Here is a 15,721-nt window from a genome sequence, read left to right as displayed (position 1 = left end):
GCATTCACCTTTCCGAATGAAACCATTCTGGTGCATGGCATCATCCTGCGGCGCGACCCCTGCGGGCTTTCCCCTTATGGCACAATGAATTTCTTGTGCAGGACGTCTTGGCATGGTTGATGCTTTACCCTGCCCACCGGAATTTGACGCCGCAACCGACCGATTTTCAGCAGACACCGCCTCATCTCACCAGGAGTGAATATGAACGCTCAAGACGTCATGAAGATGATCCAGGAGAACGAAGTCCGCTTCGTCGACCTGCGCTTTACCGACACCCACGGCAAGGAACACCACGTCGGCCTGCCGATTTCGGCGTTCGAGGAAGAGCATTTCGAGCACGGCCACCCGTTCGACGGTTCGTCGATCGCCGGCTGGAAGGGCATCCAGGCGTCCGACATGGTCCTGATGCCCGAAGCGACCACCGCCTACATCGACCCGTTCTTCGACGAAACCACGCTGGTGCTGACCTGCGACGTCATCGAACCGTCCGACGGCAAGGGCTACGATCGCGATCCGCGCTCGATCGCCAAGCGCGCCGAAGCCTATCTGAAGAGCACCGGCATCGGCGACACCGCCTTCTTCGGACCCGAACCCGAGTTCTTCATCTTCGACTCGGTCGAGTGGTCGGTCGACATGTCGGGCGTCTATAGCAAGGTCATCTCGGAAGAGGCCGCCTGGTCCACCGCCGACAAGTTCGAAGGCGGCAACTACGGCCACCGTCCGCGCGTGAAGGGCGGCTACTTCCCGGTGCCGCCGGTCGACAGCCTGAACGACGTGCGTGCCGCCATGGTGCTCGCGCTCGAAGCCTGCGGCGTGCCGGTCGAAGTGCATCACCACGAAGTGGCCAACGCCGGCCAGTGCGAGATCGGCACCAGGTTCAACACGCTGACCAAGCGCGCCGACTGGACCCAGGTCCTGAAGTACATCGTGCACAACGTCGCCCACCAGTACGGCAAGACGGCGACCTTCATGCCCAAGCCCATCGTCGGCGACAACGGCTCGGGCATGCACGTTCACCAGTCGATCTGGAAGGACGGCCAGAACCTGTTCGCGGGCAACGGCTACGCCGGCCTGTCGGAACTGGCGCTGTACTACATCGGCGGCATCATCAAGCATGCGCGCGCGCTGAACGCGATCACCAACCCCGGCACGAACTCGTACAAGCGCCTGGTGCCGCACTACGAAGCGCCGACCAAGCTGGCCTATTCCGCCCGCAACCGCTCGGCCTCGATCCGCATCCCCTACACCGGCAACCCGAAGGGCCGCCGCATCGAGGCGCGCTTCCCGGACCCCCTGGCCAACCCCTACCTCGCCTTCTCGGCGCTGCTGATGGCGGGCCTGGACGGCATCCAGAACAAGATCCACCCGGGCGATCCGGCCGACAAGAACCTGTACGACCTGCCGCCGGAAGAAGACGCGCTGATCCCGACCGTGTGCACCAGCCTCGACCAGGCGCTGGAGTACCTCGACAAGGATCGCGAGTTCCTGACCCGCGGCGGCGTGTTCTCGAACGACTTCATCGACGCCTACATCGCGCTGAAGTCCGAGGACGTCAATCGCCTGCGCATCACCACCCACCCGGTGGAATTCGACATGTACTACAGCCTGTAAGCGGCGGCAGTACCTTGTCATGGAGGGGGACGGGCATTGCCCGTCCCTTTTTTATCGGGTCTAATCCCTGCTCAGTCCTGCAGCAACCGGCGCGAACCGCGCGGGGCGCGGGGCGCGACTCTTCCGGACAAGGTCATGAGACAGCTTCGCCCTCTCACGCTCATCCTCGCCCTGTGTGCCGCACCGCTCGCGCAGGCCGAAATCTACAAGTGCGTCGATGCCGAGGGCCGCACGACCTACACCAACGATCGCAGCGCCGCCCGCGGCTGCAAGGCCATCCAGCAGGACCTGCCGGTCACCTCGGTCCCGGGGCCGGCCCGAGCGCCCGGCTCGGGCGCTTCATCCGGCCCCTCGCCAAGTACCTTCCCGCGCGTCAGCCCCAATGACCAGCGCGCCCGCGACGACACCCGCCGCCAGGTGCTCGAGAAGGAACTCGCCACGGAGGAAGCCGGGCTCGCCGAAGCGCAGAAGCAGCTCGCCGAGCAGGAAGCGGTACGGATGGGCGACGAGCGCAACTACCAGAGGGTGCTCGACCGCCTGCAGCCCTACAAGGACAAGGTCGAACTGCACAAGCGCAACGTCGAGGCGCTGCAGCGGGAAATCGCCAACCTGCGCTGAGCTGGCAGCCTGGCGCGCATCTTGCGTATGCGTTGGCAGCTATCCTGGAAGCGCCCATGGCCCCCACAACGCACCGAGTCCACCACCCCGCGTCCGGCGCCTTCGCCGGGCTGGAACTGCTGTCGTCCGCCGTCGTGCTGGTGGATGAACGGCTGATCATCCGCTACCTGAACCCCGGCGCCGAGAACCTGTTCGCGATCAGCCACCGCAAGCTCGTCGGCACGCCCCTGACGCGCCTGCTGGGAGAGCCGCCGGGGCTGGGTGCCGCGCTGGAGCGCGCCCTGCGCACCAACTGGAGCTACACCGGGCAGGACCTGAAGATCCCCCGCAACGACGGCGAGGCCATCCACCTGGACTGCACGGTGAGCCCGATCGAGGCTGCCGACGTGCGCCTGCTGCTGGAGTTCCGCCCGATTGATGCCCAGTTGCGCGTCGCCCGCGAGGAACAACTGCTACAGCAGCAGCAGGCCAACCGCGCACTGATCCGCAACCTCGCGCACGAGATCAAGAACCCCCTCGGCGGCATCCGCGGCTCGGCACAACTGCTGGAACGCGAACTCGACGACCCGCAGTTGCGCGAATACACCGAGGTCATCATCGCCGAGGCCGACCGCCTGCAGGACCTGATGAACCGCCTGCTGAACTCGCATTCGATGATGCGGCCGGCGCCGCTCAACATCCACGATGTGCTTGAACGCGTGCGCCGCCTGACGCTGGCCGAATTCCCCGATCTCGACGTGCGCCGCGACTACGACACCAGCCTGCCGGAGATCACCGCCGACCGCGAGCAGCTCATCCAGGCCATCCTCAACATCGTGCGCAACGCCGCGCAGGCGCTCGCGGGCAAGGGCGAGATCCGGCTGCGCACCCGCGTCGCCCGCCAGGTCACGCTCGCCAAGCGCCGCTACAAGCTGGCACTGGAATTGCAAGTGGTCGACAACGGCCCCGGCATCCCGGAGGAGATCCGCGACAAGATCTTCTATCCGCTGGTCTCGGGGCGTGATGGCGGTAGCGGGCTGGGCCTGTCGCTGGCGCAGAGCTTCATAGAGCAGCACCAGGGCATGATCGAGGTGGAGAGCCGTCCGGGGCGCACCTGCTTCACCATCCTGCTACCGATTTCAGATCGCGCGTGAGCGTTCGCCGCCGCGTCGCACCAGAACAGTGCATAAGAAATGAATACCGTCTGGATCGTTGATGACGACCGCTCCATCCGCTGGGTGCTGGAAAAGGCACTCGGCCGGGAGGACATTCCCTACCGCAGCTTCAGCTCGGCGAACGAGGCGCTGGAAGCGCTCGCCCACGCCGCACCGCCGCCGGCCGTGCTGATCTCCGACATCCGCATGCCGGGCGAATCCGGGCTGGTGCTGCTGCAGCGCGTGAAGTCCGCGCATCCGCAACTGCCGGTCATCATCATGACGGCCTATTCGGATCTCGACAGCGCGGTCGCCGCGTTTCAGGGCGGCGCCTTCGAGTACCTGCCCAAGCCCTTCGACGTGGATCAGGCGGTGGCACTCGTTCGGCGCGCACTCGAGGAAGGCGTGCACCAAAACGGTGCACCCGAGGATACGGCCCTGGCGCCGGAGATCCTCGGCCATGCGCCGGCGATGCAGGAGGTATTCCGCGCCATCGGCCGGCTGTCGCAGTCCCATGCCACGGTGCTGATCAACGGCGAGTCGGGCACCGGCAAGGAACTCGTGGCACGTGCGCTGCACCGCCACAGTCCGCGGCGGGACGCCTCCTTCATCGCCATCAACACCGCCGCCATCCCGCGCGACCTGCTCGAATCGGAGCTGTTCGGCCACGAACGCGGCGCCTTCACCGGCGCCGCCGCGCAGCGCCGCGGCCGCTTCGAGCAGGCCGACGGCGGCACGCTGTTCCTCGACGAGATCGGCGACATGCCCGCGGAGCTGCAGACGCGCCTGCTGCGCGTGCTGTCCGACGGCAACTTCTACCGCGTCGGCGGCCAGCAGCCGATCCGCGCCAACGTGCGGGTGATCGCCGCCACCCACCAGGATCTCGAGGAACGCGTGCGCCTGGGCCTGTTCCGCGAAGACCTCTTCCACCGCCTGAACGTCATCCGCCTGCGCCTGCCGCCTCTGCGCGAACGCCCGGAGGACATCCCCGTACTGGTGCGCCACTTCCTGCAGCGCAGCGCGCAGGAACTCGGCGTCGAACGCAAGCGCATCTCGGACGCCGCGATCGGCTACCTGCAAGGTCTGTCCTTCCCGGGCAACGTCCGCCAACTGGAAAACCTGTGCCACTGGCTCACGGTGATGGCGCCGGGCCAGGTCGTCGAGATCGCCGACCTGCCGCCCGAGATGCGCGACCAGCCGGCGCGCGAAACCCCGACGCGATGGACGGACGACCTCGGGCTCGAAGCCGACCGGCTGATCGCCACCGCGCCGGGCGAGGTCTTCGCCCGCCTCGAACGCGAGTTCGAAACCACGCTGATCCGCCGCGCGCTGGCCGCCACCGGCGGGCGCCGCATCGACGCCGCGCAGCTCCTGGGCATCGGCCGCAACACCATCAGCCGCAAGATCCAGGAACTCGGCATGGAAGAGGAACGCGGCGCGCGCGGCGGCGAACACCGCCACGACGAGGCCGAGCCCGAGCACTGATCCCGGGCGTGGCATGCTGTGCCGGCCCTGCTCGTGCAAGAGCAGGACGTTGACGGATAATGCATCCCTTGTCCGCCGCCCGGAAGTGCACATCGTGCCGCCCACCACGTCCATCGACCACACCGCCGAACTCTCGGCGCTGAACGCCGCGCTCGGCGCGCACGCGTCCGCTTTCGCCGTGGAGTGGATCGCTGCCTGCGAGTCCTCCAACACCGAACTGCTCGGCCGTGATCTGCCCGGCGACGAGCGCCTGCACGTGCTGGTCGTGGACCGGCAGCTTGCCGGCCGCGGGCGCCGCGGGCGCGAGTGGCAGTCCTTCGACGGCGGCAGCCTGACCTTTTCGGTGCAGTGGCGCCTCCCGCCGGCCGGCACTGCGCCGCAGGGGCTGTCGCTCGTCGTCGGCCTGGCCGTCGCCCGCGCGCTGGAGGATTCCGGCGTGTCGGGGGTGCAGCTCAAGTGGCCCAACGACGTGCTGGTGCACGGCCGCAAGATCGCCGGCATCCTGATCGAACTCGTCGCCCGCCAGGGGCGGACGGCGGCGGCGGTGATCGGCATCGGCATCAACCTGCGGCTGCCGGAAGGCGTACGCATTCCGGGCCAGGCGGCGGTCACCGACCTGAGGCACGAACTCGGCGATGGGGCGCCGGATCGCGCCGGCCTGCTGGCGGCCATTCTCAGCCAGTTGCGTGGACTGCTCGAAACCTATGCCGCCGCCGGCTTCGGCGCACTGCGCGGCGCGTGGGAACAGCGCAACGCCTTCGCCGACCTGCCGGTGCGCATCAGCGGCGATGCCGGCTCGGCGTGCGGCGCCTGCATCGGCGTCGACGACGACGGCGCGCTGCTGCTGCATACCGAACAGGGCGCGCGCCGCATCCTGTCGGGCGACGTGTCTCTGCGGCCGATGCCGGGAGGGCAGGCGTGATCCTGCTCGTCGATGCCGGAAACACCCGCGTGAAATGGCGCCTGGTCGGCGCCGACGCCGCCACCCCCCGCGCCGAGGGCGCCTGCACGCACGACGAGATCGAACGGCTGGGCGCCCCGCTCGCCCGCTACGCACCGATCACCCGCATCGTCGGCACCAACGTCGCCGGCCCCGCCGTCGCCGGGCACTTCGCCGCGCTGGCGCAAGCCTGGGGAGTAGTGCCGGAGTGGGTCACGCCGACGGCAAGCTGCGCCGGCGTGACCAACCGCTACGACGATCCGGCGCAACTCGGCGCCGATCGCTGGGCGGCACTGATCGGCGCGCGCCGGCTGCATGCGGGCGACTGTCTGGTGGTCAGCGCCGGCACGGCGACGACGGTGGACCTGCTCACCGCCGACGGCTGCTTCGAGGGCGGGCTGATCCTGCCCGGAGTGGAACTGATGCAACGCGCGCTCGCCAGCGGCACGGCGCAGTTGCCGCTGACCGAAGGACACTTCGCGCCGGCGCCGCGCTGCACCGCCGATGCCATACGCTCCGGTTGCCTGCAGGCGCAGGCCGGAGCGGTGGAGCGCATGTTCCGCCAGATCGCCGACCGCCCCGATCCGCTGTGCCTGCTCGCCGGCGGCGCGGCCGACGCGTTCGCCCCGCTTCTCGGGTTGCCGCTGCGGCGCGTCGACAGCCTGGTACTGCCGGGGCTGCAGGCCATCGTCAGCAGCCGCTGCTGAAAGATCACCACACCGAAGAAAGGGAGAAAGACCATGGAAGCCACCCGCATCCTGCTCGACGCCACCGACATTCCGACCCACTGGTACAACGTCGTCGCCGACCTGCCGACGCCGCCGGCGCCGCCCCTGGGGGCGGACGGCAAGCTCGTCACGCCCGAGCAGATGGGCGCCATCTTCCCCGGCGCCATCCTCGAACAGGAGATGAGCGCCGCGCGCTGGATTCCGATCCCCGAAGAAGTGCGCGAAATCTACCGACTGTGGCGGCCGAGCCCGCTGGTGCGCGCGGTGCGCCTGGAGCAGGCGCTCGGCACGCCGGCACGGATCTTCTTCAAGTACGAAGGCGTGTCGCCGGCCGGCTCGCACAAGCCGAACTCGGCCGTGCCGCAGGCTTTCTACAACAGACAGGCGGGCATCAAGCGCCTCACCACCGAGACCGGCGCCGGCCAGTGGGGCTCGTCGATCTCGTTCGCCGGGCAGATGTTCGGGCTGGAAGTGCGCGTCTACATGGTCAAGGTCAGCTACGACCAGAAGCCTTACCGCCGCCTGATGATGCAGACCTGGGGCGCCGAAGTGCATCCCAGCCCGTCGCCGCTCACCGAGACCGGCCGCCGGCTGCTGGCCGAGAATCCGGACAACGAAGGCTCGCTCGGCATCGCGATCTCGGAAGCGGTGGAAGAAGCCGCCGGCCGTGCCGATACCAACTACACGCTGGGTTCGGTGCTGAACCACGTGGTGCTGCACCAGAGCATCATCGGCCTCGAGGCAAAGAAGCAGTTCGACAAGGTGGGCCTCTATCCGGACATCGTGATCGGGCCCTGCGGCGGCGGTTCGAGCTTCGGCGGCATCGCCTTCCCCTTCCTCGCCGACCGCGCCGCTGGCGATGCGCGCGCGCAGAACCTGCGCTGCATCGCGGTCGAACCGACTTCGTGCCCCACGCTGACCAAGGGCCAGTATGCCTACGACTTCGGCGACGCCTCCGGCTACACGCCGCTGATGAAGATGTACACGCTGGGGCACGACTTCATGCCGCCGGGCATCCATGCCGGCGGCCTGCGCTACCACGGGGACTCGCCGCTGGTGTCGCAACTGCTGCATGCGGGCCTGATCGAAGCCTCGGCGGTGCAGCAGCTCGCCACCTTCGAGGCCGGCGTGCAGTTCGCGCGCGCCGAGGGCATCATCCCGGCGCCGGAGTCGTGCCACGCGATCCGCCAGGCGATCGACGAAGCGCTGCAGTGCAAAGCGACCGGCGAGGCCAAGACCATCCTCTTCAACCTCACCGGCCACGGCCATTTCGACATGAGTTCGTACGAGCGCTACTTCAGCGGCAAGCTCGAAAACTACGACTATCCGGCCGACGCGGTGGCGGCCTCGCTCGCCCACCTGCCCAAGGTCGGCTGATCGCGGTTAAGCTCTCGCCATGACGACGCTGCGCTTCCTGTTCATCCTGCTGGTCGTGCTCAACGCACTCGCCTTCGCGGCCATCAAGGGCTGGCTGGGCAGCGCAGCACCCGGCGGAGAACCGGAGCGCATCAGCAACCAGCTTCGTCCCGAGCAGATCCGCCTCGGGGCCGCCGGGATGGAAGAAGCGGCCCAGGCAGCCCCGGCGAGCGAACCGCCCCCCGCGCCGGACGAGGCGCCCACGGCCCCTGGCGAAGCGCCGGCGGAGACGGCGTCCGAAACCGGGGCGCCGGCCAGCGCGGCCGTGGCGGGCAGCGAGCCGGCACCGCCCGCCGTCCCCGAGGCCGCCGCCCCGCCGGCAGCCGCGCCGGTCTGCGTCGCATGGGCAGAACTGCCGGCGGACGAGGCCGACCGCCTGGCCGCCCGGCTCAATGCCGCCGGCTTCAAGTACGTGCGCACCCGCAAGGAAACGCCTTCCAGTTGGTGGGTGCGTACGCCGCCGCAGGGCAGTCGCGCGCAGGCGGAGAAACGGGTGGGCGAACTGCGCGAACTGGGCATCACCGACACCTTCATCGTGCAGGAAAGCGGCCCCAGCCAGTTCGCCATCTCGCTGGGACTGTTCCGCACCGAGAAATCCGCCCAGCAACTGCTTGTGCAGTTGCGCGCCAAGGGAGCACGCGACGCGAACGCGGAGCCGCGCATGACCACGACATTCCGCATCCAGGCCAGCCTGCCTCGCGATCGCGTCGCCGCCGTCGAGGGCCGGCGTCCGCCACTGAGCGAGCGGCGTACTGCCTGCACGCAATGAGGCCGCGTCCATGACCGCAACGCCGGCATCCCGCCACCGCCCCTTCGTGGTCGGCCTGACCGGCGGCATAGGCAGCGGCAAGAGCGCGGCCGCCGACCGCTTCGCCGCCCTCGGCGCGGCCGTCGTCGACACCGACGCCATCGCCCATGCGCTGACCGCCCCCGACGGCCAGGCGATACCGCACATCCGCGACGCCTTCGGCGATGATGCGATCGCCGCCGACGGCAGCCTGGATCGCGCCGCGATGCGCGCCCTGGCTTTCGCCGAGCCCCAGGCGCGCAAACGCCTCGAGGCCATCCTGCATCCGATGATCCGGGAGGAAAGCGAACGCCGATGCGAAGCAGCGGCCGGCACCTACGTGATTCTCGCGGTACCGCTGCTGGTCGAATCGGGCAGCTACCGCGAGCGCTGCGACCGCATCTGCGTGGTGGACTGCCCGGAGGCGCTCCAGATCGTGCGCGTGAAAGCGCGCAGCGGCCTCGACGACGCGCAGATCCGCGCCATCATGGCCGCCCAGGCGAGCCGGGAGGAGCGGCGGGCGGCCGCGGACGACGTCGTCGACAACGGCGGTACGCTGGATGAACTGTACGCACAGATCGATGCGCTTCACGAACGCTATGTCCGCGCCGCAGCCCTGGCCTGAAGCCCGGCCGGCGCCCGCCGCACGCCCCGAAGCGGGGCGGGTGCCGGCGGGCCCTGTGCTATCATCCGCGCAAGAATCCGGGATCAATACTGGCGGACTGTGTGCGGTGATCAGCTACGAATATCCCCTCAACGAGCGTATCCGCACTCTGCTGCGCCTCGAGGATCTCTTTCTCAAGCTGGCGCATTTCACCGCGAACAGTGGTCCGCAGGATCATCACATCGCGCTGCTGACACTGTTCGAAACCCTCGAGGTGGCGAGCCGTGCCGATCTCAAGGTCGATCTCGTGCAGGAACTCGAACGCCAGCGCCAGATCCTCGTGTCCTTCCGCAACAATCCGGAAATCTCCGAAGAGGCACTGGCCGGCGCGCTGTACGAGATCGAACAGGCGTCGACCGGCCTGCTGGCGATGGCCGGCAAGATCGGCCAGTACCTGCGCGAGAACGAGTGGCTGATGAGCATCCGCAGCCGCGCGGCGATCCCGGGGGGCGTGTGCGAGTTCGACCTGCCCTCCTACCATTACTGGCTCAACCACGCCCCCGAGGTCCGACGCCGCGACATCGAGGGATGGCTCAGTCCGATGGCACCGATACGCGATGGACTGGGGATCGTGTTGCGCCTGCTGCGCGCGAGCGGCCATCCCGAAAACCAGCTTGCACGTGCCGGCGCCTATCAACTGACCATGGCCGGGCGCAGTGCGCAGATGCTGCGTGTGCGGGTTCCGCGCAGCGAGCCGGTGGTGCCCGAGATCAGTGCCAACAAGTACGCGCTGAACATCCGCTTCCTGCTTCCGGAAACGGTGGCGCGCCCGCGCGTCGCCGAACGCGACGTGGCATTCGAACTCACCTTCTGCAGCCTGTGAGCACGCGATGGCGAAGGCCGTGAGAGCCGTCCGCTGCCCGACCTGCGGCAAGGACGTCGAATGGAAGCCGGAAAACCGCTTCCGTCCGTTCTGTTCCGAACGCTGCAAGCAGATCGACCTGGGCGCGTGGGCATCCGAAGCCTACCGCGTGCCGAGCGCACCGCCGGATGCCGAACTGCCCGACGCGCCCGCGCCCGCCGAACCGCCCGCACGGCGGCGCTGAACGGCGCCCGCCAGGAACGGTCCGGGCCGGCTACCCCAGCTTCCAGACCCCGCGAATCCCGGCGATGCCATGCGCGCCGGCATCGCGCGCCATCTCCATCGCAGACGCATCGAGGCCGCCGAGCGCGAACACGGGCAACGGCAGGCCGGCCGCAAGCGCGCCGAAGCGCTGCCAGCCCAGCCCCGGCAGGCCCGGATGGGTTCGCGTTGCTTCCACCGGGCCGAGCAGCGCGTAGTCCAGGCCAAGCGCCGCCGCCCGCTCGAGTTCGTCGCGGTCGTGGCAGGAGGCCCCCACCCACGGCAGCTCGGGACGCCCGTGCAACCCGGCGAGCAGGCGCGCCGGCAGATGCAGGCCGTCGGCCCCCACCTCGCATGCGAGGACAGGGTCGGCGTTGATCACCACCAGCCCGCCGTGGGCATGCACGCGGCGAACCACCTCGCGGGCGAAACCGGGCCGCAATGCCGCCTCCAGCCCGGCCTCGCGCACCTGGACCAGCCGCAGGCCGCCGGCAAGCGCTGCGTCCAGCGCGGCGAGCTGGGCATCGACGCCGAGTTCGGCCGCCTGCGTGATGCCCATCAGGCGCGGCAACCGCAGCGCCTTCAGGATGGGGCCGTTGGCCGGCAGCATCGGCTCCGGCACAGGCTCCTCGGGCCGTACCCAGGCCAGCGCGCCGTGCACCCGGTCGCGAATCTCGCCGGTCCAACCCGTGACCTCGAAAAAGTTGAGCGCGACGTGCGCATGCTCATACACATGCTCGCGGCGCAGCCACGGACGCAAATGGGTGACGTGGATGCCCAGTTCCTCGTCGAGTTCGCGGCACAGCGCCCGCGACGGCGACTCGCCCGCCTCCACCTTTCCGCCGGGGAATTCCCAATAGCCCGCATACACCGTATCGCCCGCCCGCTGGCCGAGCAGATAGCGGCCGTCCGGCAGGGTGAGCACGCCGGCTGCGACCTCCACCCGCTTGCGCGTCATGCGGCGGCGTCCTCGAGCTGGCCGGCGAAATCGCGCGCGAACTGCCAGGCGACGCGGCCCGAACGCGATCCGCGCATCAGCGCCCATTGCAGCGCTTCCTGGCGAGCGCCGTCGATCACGTCCGGCGGCACGCCGAAGCTGCGCAGCCAGTGCGCGACGATGTCGAGATATTCGTCCTGGCTGAACGGATAGAACGAAATCCACAACCCGAAGCGCTCGGACAGGGAGATCTTCTCTTCGACCGCCTCCCCGGGATGGATCTCGCCATCGACGTGGCGGGTCTGCAGGTTCTCGTCGTGATATTCCGGCATCAGGTGGCGCCGGTTCGAGGTGGCATAGACCAGCACGTTGTCCGAGACCGCCGCCACCGAGCCATCCAGGACGCTCTTCAGAGCCTTGTACGCATCCTCTCCCTCTTCGAAGGAGAGGTCGTCGCAGAACAGGATGAAGCGCTCGGGACGGCCGGCGACGAGGTCCACGATCTCCGGCAGGTCGACGAGGTCGGCCTTGTCGACCTCGATCAGGCGCAAGCCCTGCGCGGCATACTCATTGAGCACCGCCTTGATCAGCGAGGATTTGCCCGTGCCGCGCGCACCGGTCAGCAGCACGTTGTTGGCGCGGCGTCCTGCCAGGAACTGCCGGGTGTTGCGGTCGATGCGCGACTTCTGGTCGGCGACGTCCTGCAGGTCGGCGAGGCGGATCAGGTGCGGCGCCGCCACCGGCACCAGCGCGGCCCGCCCGTGGCGCCGCCGCCAGCGGAAGGCGACCGCGGCGCCCCAGTCGGGCTCGGCGGCGGGGCCGGGGAGGATGGCTTCGAGCCGCTCGAGCACGCGCTCGGCACGGCCGACGAGTTCGGCGAGTTCGTTCATTCGTCGCGCTTTTCTTCTGTCTGAGAGTTGGTCGGATCGCCCTGCCGGCGTCGGGGCCAGGTCGCCCAGACGATAATCGACAGCAACAGCAGGGCCAGCCCGGCTTCGAGAAAGATCACCCACATGGCGAACCTCGCGGGAAGTTCAGTCAGTCCCGGTATACTCCGGGGCCCAGGCAACCGAGTTTAACCGATCCCCCTCATGATTCACGTTCTTGCCCGGCGGCTGGCGCCGGGCGCGTCATCGGCATTTCTGCTTCTTCTCGCGGGCTGCGCCCAGCAGCCCGTCCCGCCCGCCCCGGTCACCTGCGCCCCCCAGCGCACCTGCCCCCCCTGCCCGGGCTGCCCTCCTCCGGGCAAACCTGCCGTCGCGCCCGCGGCACCGGCGGAACCCGCGGCAGGCGCCCCCGAGGCAACGAGCTGGAGCACGGTCGAAGGCTGGAACGACGACGATCCGGCCGCGGCCTTGCCCGCGCTTCGCAACTCGTGTTCGGTGCTCTCGCGCCAAGCGGCGTGGAAACCGGTCTGCGACGCCGCCGCCGCGCTCGGCCCCAGGCCGGCATCGGCGGCTGCGCGCCAGTTTTTTGAACAGCACTTCGTACCGTGGCGGCTGACCAATGCCGACCGCTCCGCGGAGGGGCTGGTCACCGGCTATTACGAGCCCGTCATCAAGGGCAACCGCAGCCGGGGCGGCCCCTACACCTGGCCCATCCATGGGCGGCCGGACGACATGCTGACGATCGAACTCGGCGACGTCTATCCGGAACTCAAGCATCTGCGACTGCGCGGCCGCCTGGTCGGCGGCAAGGTCCTGCCCTACTGGTCGCGCGAGGAACTGGCCCGGCGACAGGACAGGCTCCCGGCAAAGGTCCTGCTGTGGGCGAGCGATCCGATCGATCTTTTTTTCCTGCAGGTCCAGGGGTCGGGCAGGGTCGAGCTGCCGGACGGCAAGACGGTGCGCATCGGCTACGCAGACCAGAACGGCCACCCCTACCAATCGATCGGACGCTGGCTGGTCGCGCAGGGCGAGTTGCCGCTGGACAAAGCTTCGATGGACGGAATCAAGCGCTGGGCGCAGGACAATCCGGCGCGGCTGCCGGAACTGCTGAACGCCAATCCGAGCTACGTCTTCTTCCGCGAGTTGCCGGCCTCGGACGACGGCCCGCCCGGCGCACTGGGCGTGCCGCTGAACGCCGGGCGCAGCATCGCGGTGGATCCGCGCTACGTGCCGCTCGGCGCGCCCGTGTTCCTGGCGACGACCCGCCCGTCGAGCAGCACCCCGCTCCAGCGCCTGATGCTTGCACAGGACACCGGCAGTGCGATCAAGGGTGCGGTCCGGGCCGATTTCTTCTGGGGTCCGGGTCCGCAGGCGGGCGCTGAAGCGGGCCGCATGCGCCAGCAAGGCAAGATGTGGGTTCTACTGCCGCGCGGCCTCAATCCTCCCGGCCCGCGCTGAAGGGCTGCGCCGGCGTGTCCCCCGCGCCGACGCCCCGCTCCGGCCGATTCCGCGACGAGTCGCGGACGACCGGAACCTCCCCTCACTTCACGGCTGAGGCGGTGATGGCCTTCTCGAGTTCGGCAACCGGCACGAATCCACCGATGCGGGTGCCGTCGGCCAGGAAGATCGTCGGCGTGCCGCCGATCTTGAGCTTGTGCCCAAGCTCGACGTTCTTCTCGACGGCCGTCGTATCGCAGCTTGCCACGGCCGGCGCCTTGGCATTCACGATCCAGTCCGTCCACACCTTCGCCTTGTCCTTGGCACACCAGATGTTGTTCGACTTCGTGGTGGAGTCGGCGCTCAGGATCGGGTAGAGAAAAGTGTAGATCGTCACGTCATCCATCTGCGCGAGTTCCTTGCCGAGCCGCTTGCAGTAGCCGCAGTTGGGGTCCTCGAAGGTAGCGATGACGCGCTTGCCGTTGCCTTTCACCTGCTTGATGGCCTGGTTCAGCGGCAAGGTCGCAAAATCGATGGCGGAAAGTTTCGCCATCCGTTCCTGCGTCACATCCTTGCGCGTACGGGTGTCGATCACGCGGCCGTCGATGATGAAGCTCGCCTTCTCGTCCGTATAGACGATCTCACCACTCTTGAGCACGACTTCGTAGAGGCCGCCGTAGGGGGTCTTGGCGACCACCTCGACGGCCGCGCCACCGACAAAGGATTCGACCGCCTTCTTGACTGCCTCTTCGTTTGCCTGGGCGGCCGCCGTCAGGTTCAGCGCCAGGGCCGTGAGCAGGACCTTGACGGCGCCGCTTCTGAGCGAAAACTTCATCAATCTCTCCAAGAAATCAAAATTTGCCATTGATGGCATAGCGCACGAGCGCGTTGCTTACGACCGGCAAACGCGCGGTCAGGTTCAGTCCAAGGTTTCTGAGTCCCGAAACGAAGGGCAGTTGCGTGCCGAACAGCCTGTTCAGGCCATGCGTCGCGTATTGCAGCAGGAAAGGCTCCTCGGCCCTGCTCCTGGCATAGCCGCGCAGCACTGACTGGTTACCCGGATCTTCCCACGAATGCAGGCCCTCGAGCCTGTTCGCCAACGCCTTCGCGTCCTGAAAACCGAGGTTGATGCCATGCCCCGAGAGCGGATGGATGGCATGCGCCGCATCCCCGACGAGTGCGACCCGCGGCCGAACCACCTCGGCCACGCGCATCAGCCGCAGCGGAAACGCCGCCCGCGGCGTCCTCGGCGACAGCCGCCCCAGCGCGTGCCCCCCGGCAGCGGCCACGCGCGCGGCAAACGCCGCATCGTCGAGCATCATCAATTCGTCGGCTACCGCGGATTTCGCAGACCATACGATGGAGATCAGGTTGCCGGGCAGCGGCAACCAGGCAAGGATGCCTTCGGGCAGGAACCATTGAAATGCGGCCTGCCGATGCGGGCGCTCGCACTCGAAATTCGCCACTACGCCCGATTCCTCGTACGGCAGCACCGAGGCATCGATGCCGGCCTGCTGTCGCACCCAGGAATCACGCCCATCCGCGCCGACGATCAGAGCAGCTTCGAGCCGCTGGCCGTCTTCGAGCCGCAGCCGGACGGCATCTTCATCGCACTCGAGCCCCAGCGGACGAGCAGGGCAGAACAGGGTGACGTTGTGCTGGCGCTTCAGGCTCTCCCAGAGTTCCAGGTGCACCAGGCTCGACTCGCCTATCCATGCGAGTTCGCCAACCCCGCTCTGATATGCGGAAAATGTGAGCGATCCGCCCGCATCGCCAAAGATGCGCATTTCATGCACCGGGCTCATGCGGCGCTGATCGAGATGGCGCCAGATGCCGAGATCGTCGAGAAACTTCGCATTCGCCGGGCTGTACGCATAGATGCGGGCATCCCAGTCCTCGGGACGCCGGGGCCACTCGGAATCGATCAATGCAACCCGCAGCCTGGTCTTGCGCAATGCCACCGCGAGCGCGGCACCCGCAAGGCCGCCACCCATCACGATCAAATCGAACTTCAT

General features: G+C 68.2%; 17 protein-coding genes. 12 read left to right on the top strand and 5 right to left on the bottom strand.

The window, feature by feature from the left end; genetic code table 11:
- Window positions 1–201 precede the first annotated feature (201 nt).
- The 11 genes from glnA (at window position 202) to CCZ27_RS00030 (ending at window position 10,428) form a co-directional block, all read left to right on the top strand.
- Window positions 202–1,611, top strand: a complete 1,410-nt coding sequence (glnA, locus tag CCZ27_RS00080) for a type I glutamate--ammonia ligase (RefSeq protein ID WP_096444812.1) — start codon at window positions 202–204, stop codon at window positions 1,609–1,611.
- A gap of 135 nt (window positions 1,612–1,746) precedes the next feature.
- Window positions 1,747–2,229, top strand: a complete 483-nt coding sequence (locus CCZ27_RS00075) for a DUF4124 domain-containing protein (protein WP_096444811.1) — start codon at window positions 1,747–1,749, stop codon at window positions 2,227–2,229.
- A gap of 56 nt (window positions 2,230–2,285) precedes the next feature.
- Window positions 2,286–3,362: a nitrogen regulation protein NR(II) gene (gene glnL / locus CCZ27_RS00070; protein ID WP_096444810.1), complete on the top strand. Its 1,077-nt coding sequence runs from the start codon at window positions 2,286–2,288 to the stop codon at window positions 3,360–3,362.
- A gap of 39 nt (window positions 3,363–3,401) precedes the next feature.
- Window positions 3,402–4,847 (top strand): nitrogen regulation protein NR(I), encoded by a 1,446-nt coding sequence (gene ntrC / locus CCZ27_RS00065; protein ID WP_096444809.1) that lies wholly within the window; start codon window positions 3,402–3,404, stop codon window positions 4,845–4,847.
- Window positions 4,848–4,941: 94 nt separating this feature from the next.
- Window positions 4,942–5,769 carry a biotin--[acetyl-CoA-carboxylase] ligase gene (locus CCZ27_RS00060; protein WP_232516504.1) on the top strand — a complete coding sequence of 276 codons (828 nt, stop codon included), beginning with the start codon at window positions 4,942–4,944 and terminating at the stop codon, window positions 5,767–5,769.
- Window positions 5,766–6,494, top strand: a complete 729-nt coding sequence (locus CCZ27_RS00055) for a type III pantothenate kinase (protein WP_096444807.1) — start codon at window positions 5,766–5,768, stop codon at window positions 6,492–6,494. The genes CCZ27_RS00060 and CCZ27_RS00055 overlap by 4 nt, the downstream gene beginning before the upstream one ends.
- A 33-nt stretch (window positions 6,495–6,527) precedes the next feature.
- Entirely contained in the window at window positions 6,528–7,892 is a 1,365-nt protein-coding gene (locus CCZ27_RS00050; protein ID WP_096444806.1) for a TrpB-like pyridoxal phosphate-dependent enzyme, read from the top strand.
- 19 nt (window positions 7,893–7,911) lie between these two features.
- The gene (locus CCZ27_RS00045; protein WP_096444805.1) at window positions 7,912–8,700 is read left to right on the top strand and encodes an SPOR domain-containing protein; all 789 of its coding nucleotides are present in this window, start codon (window positions 7,912–7,914) and stop codon (window positions 8,698–8,700) included.
- 10 nt (window positions 8,701–8,710) lie between these two features.
- Window positions 8,711–9,343, top strand: coding sequence for a dephospho-CoA kinase (coaE, locus tag CCZ27_RS00040; protein WP_096444804.1), 633 nt, complete (start codon window positions 8,711–8,713; stop codon window positions 9,341–9,343).
- Window positions 9,344–9,449: 106 nt separating this feature from the next.
- Complete coding sequence (gene zapD / locus CCZ27_RS00035; RefSeq protein WP_096444803.1) at window positions 9,450–10,205, top strand: cell division protein ZapD; 756 nt, start codon at window positions 9,450–9,452, stop codon at window positions 10,203–10,205.
- Between the two features lie 7 nt (window positions 10,206–10,212).
- Window positions 10,213–10,428: a DNA gyrase inhibitor YacG gene (locus CCZ27_RS00030; protein ID WP_096444802.1), complete on the top strand. Its 216-nt coding sequence runs from the start codon at window positions 10,213–10,215 to the stop codon at window positions 10,426–10,428.
- A 30-nt stretch (window positions 10,429–10,458) separates the two neighbouring features.
- Here CCZ27_RS00030 and CCZ27_RS00025 read toward each other — a convergent pair whose 3' ends face one another.
- Genes CCZ27_RS00025 through CCZ27_RS24495 form a run of 3 tightly spaced genes read right to left on the bottom strand, consistent with a single transcriptional unit; the run spans window position 10,459 to window position 12,397 of the window.
- Entirely contained in the window at window positions 10,459–11,403 is a 945-nt protein-coding gene (locus CCZ27_RS00025; RefSeq protein ID WP_096444801.1) for a Nudix family hydrolase, read from the bottom strand.
- Window positions 11,400–12,272, bottom strand: coding sequence for an ATP-binding protein (locus tag CCZ27_RS00020; RefSeq protein ID WP_096444800.1), 873 nt, complete (start codon window positions 12,270–12,272; stop codon window positions 11,400–11,402). The genes CCZ27_RS00025 and CCZ27_RS00020 overlap by 4 nt, the downstream gene beginning before the upstream one ends.
- A complete protein-coding gene (locus CCZ27_RS24495; RefSeq protein ID WP_269769086.1) occupies window positions 12,269–12,397 on the bottom strand; it encodes a hypothetical protein in 129 nt (42 codons plus the stop codon). Before CCZ27_RS24495 ends, CCZ27_RS00020 begins: the two co-directional genes overlap by 4 nt.
- 367 nt (window positions 12,398–12,764) lie before the next feature.
- On the opposite strand from CCZ27_RS24495, the gene mltA reads away from it, so the two are divergent.
- The gene (mltA, locus tag CCZ27_RS00015) at window positions 12,765–13,727 is read left to right on the top strand and encodes a murein transglycosylase A (RefSeq protein ID WP_503660837.1); all 963 of its coding nucleotides are present in this window, start codon (window positions 12,765–12,767) and stop codon (window positions 13,725–13,727) included.
- A gap of 82 nt (window positions 13,728–13,809) precedes the next feature.
- On the opposite strand, the gene CCZ27_RS00010 is transcribed toward mltA, so the two are convergent.
- Complete coding sequence (locus CCZ27_RS00010; RefSeq protein WP_096444798.1) at window positions 13,810–14,541, bottom strand: DsbC family protein; 732 nt, start codon at window positions 14,539–14,541, stop codon at window positions 13,810–13,812.
- A gap of 16 nt (window positions 14,542–14,557) precedes the next feature.
- A complete protein-coding gene (locus CCZ27_RS00005) occupies window positions 14,558–15,721 on the bottom strand; it encodes a UbiH/UbiF family hydroxylase (RefSeq protein ID WP_096444797.1) in 1,164 nt (387 codons plus the stop codon).

The sequence above is a fragment of the Thauera sp. K11 genome, from assembly GCF_002354895.1.
Lineage (GTDB): Bacteria > Pseudomonadota > Gammaproteobacteria > Burkholderiales > Rhodocyclaceae > Thauera > Thauera sinica.
This window is presented reverse-complemented; position numbering and strand designations above follow the sequence as displayed.

Excerpts from the sequence above, each read along its gene's own strand:
- glnA (WP_096444812.1), top strand. The coding sequence starts at position 202 with ATGAACGCTCAAGACGTCATGAAGATGATCCAGGAGAACGAAGTCCGC.
- CCZ27_RS00075 (WP_096444811.1), top strand. The coding sequence starts at position 1,747 with ATGAGACAGCTTCGCCCTCTCACGCTCATCCTCGCCCTGTGTGCCGCA.
- glnL (WP_096444810.1), top strand. The coding sequence starts at position 2,286 with ATGGCCCCCACAACGCACCGAGTCCACCACCCCGCGTCCGGCGCCTTC.
- ntrC (WP_096444809.1), top strand. The coding sequence starts at position 3,402 with ATGAATACCGTCTGGATCGTTGATGACGACCGCTCCATCCGCTGGGTG.
- CCZ27_RS00050 (WP_096444806.1), top strand. The coding sequence starts at position 6,528 with ATGGAAGCCACCCGCATCCTGCTCGACGCCACCGACATTCCGACCCAC.
- CCZ27_RS00045 (WP_096444805.1), top strand. The coding sequence starts at position 7,912 with ATGACGACGCTGCGCTTCCTGTTCATCCTGCTGGTCGTGCTCAACGCA.
- coaE (WP_096444804.1), top strand. The coding sequence starts at position 8,711 with ATGACCGCAACGCCGGCATCCCGCCACCGCCCCTTCGTGGTCGGCCTG.
- CCZ27_RS00030 (WP_096444802.1), top strand. The coding sequence starts at position 10,213 with ATGGCGAAGGCCGTGAGAGCCGTCCGCTGCCCGACCTGCGGCAAGGAC.
- CCZ27_RS00025 (WP_096444801.1), bottom strand. The coding sequence starts at position 11,403 with ATGACGCGCAAGCGGGTGGAGGTCGCAGCCGGCGTGCTCACCCTGCCG.
- CCZ27_RS00020 (WP_096444800.1), bottom strand. The coding sequence starts at position 12,272 with ATGAACGAACTCGCCGAACTCGTCGGCCGTGCCGAGCGCGTGCTCGAG.
- CCZ27_RS24495 (WP_269769086.1), bottom strand. The coding sequence starts at position 12,397 with ATGTGGGTGATCTTTCTCGAAGCCGGGCTGGCCCTGCTGTTGCTGTCG.
- CCZ27_RS00010 (WP_096444798.1), bottom strand. The coding sequence starts at position 14,541 with ATGAAGTTTTCGCTCAGAAGCGGCGCCGTCAAGGTCCTGCTCACGGCC.
- CCZ27_RS00005 (WP_096444797.1), bottom strand. The coding sequence starts at position 15,721 with ATGAAGTTCGATTTGATCGTGATGGGTGGCGGCCTTGCGGGTGCCGCG.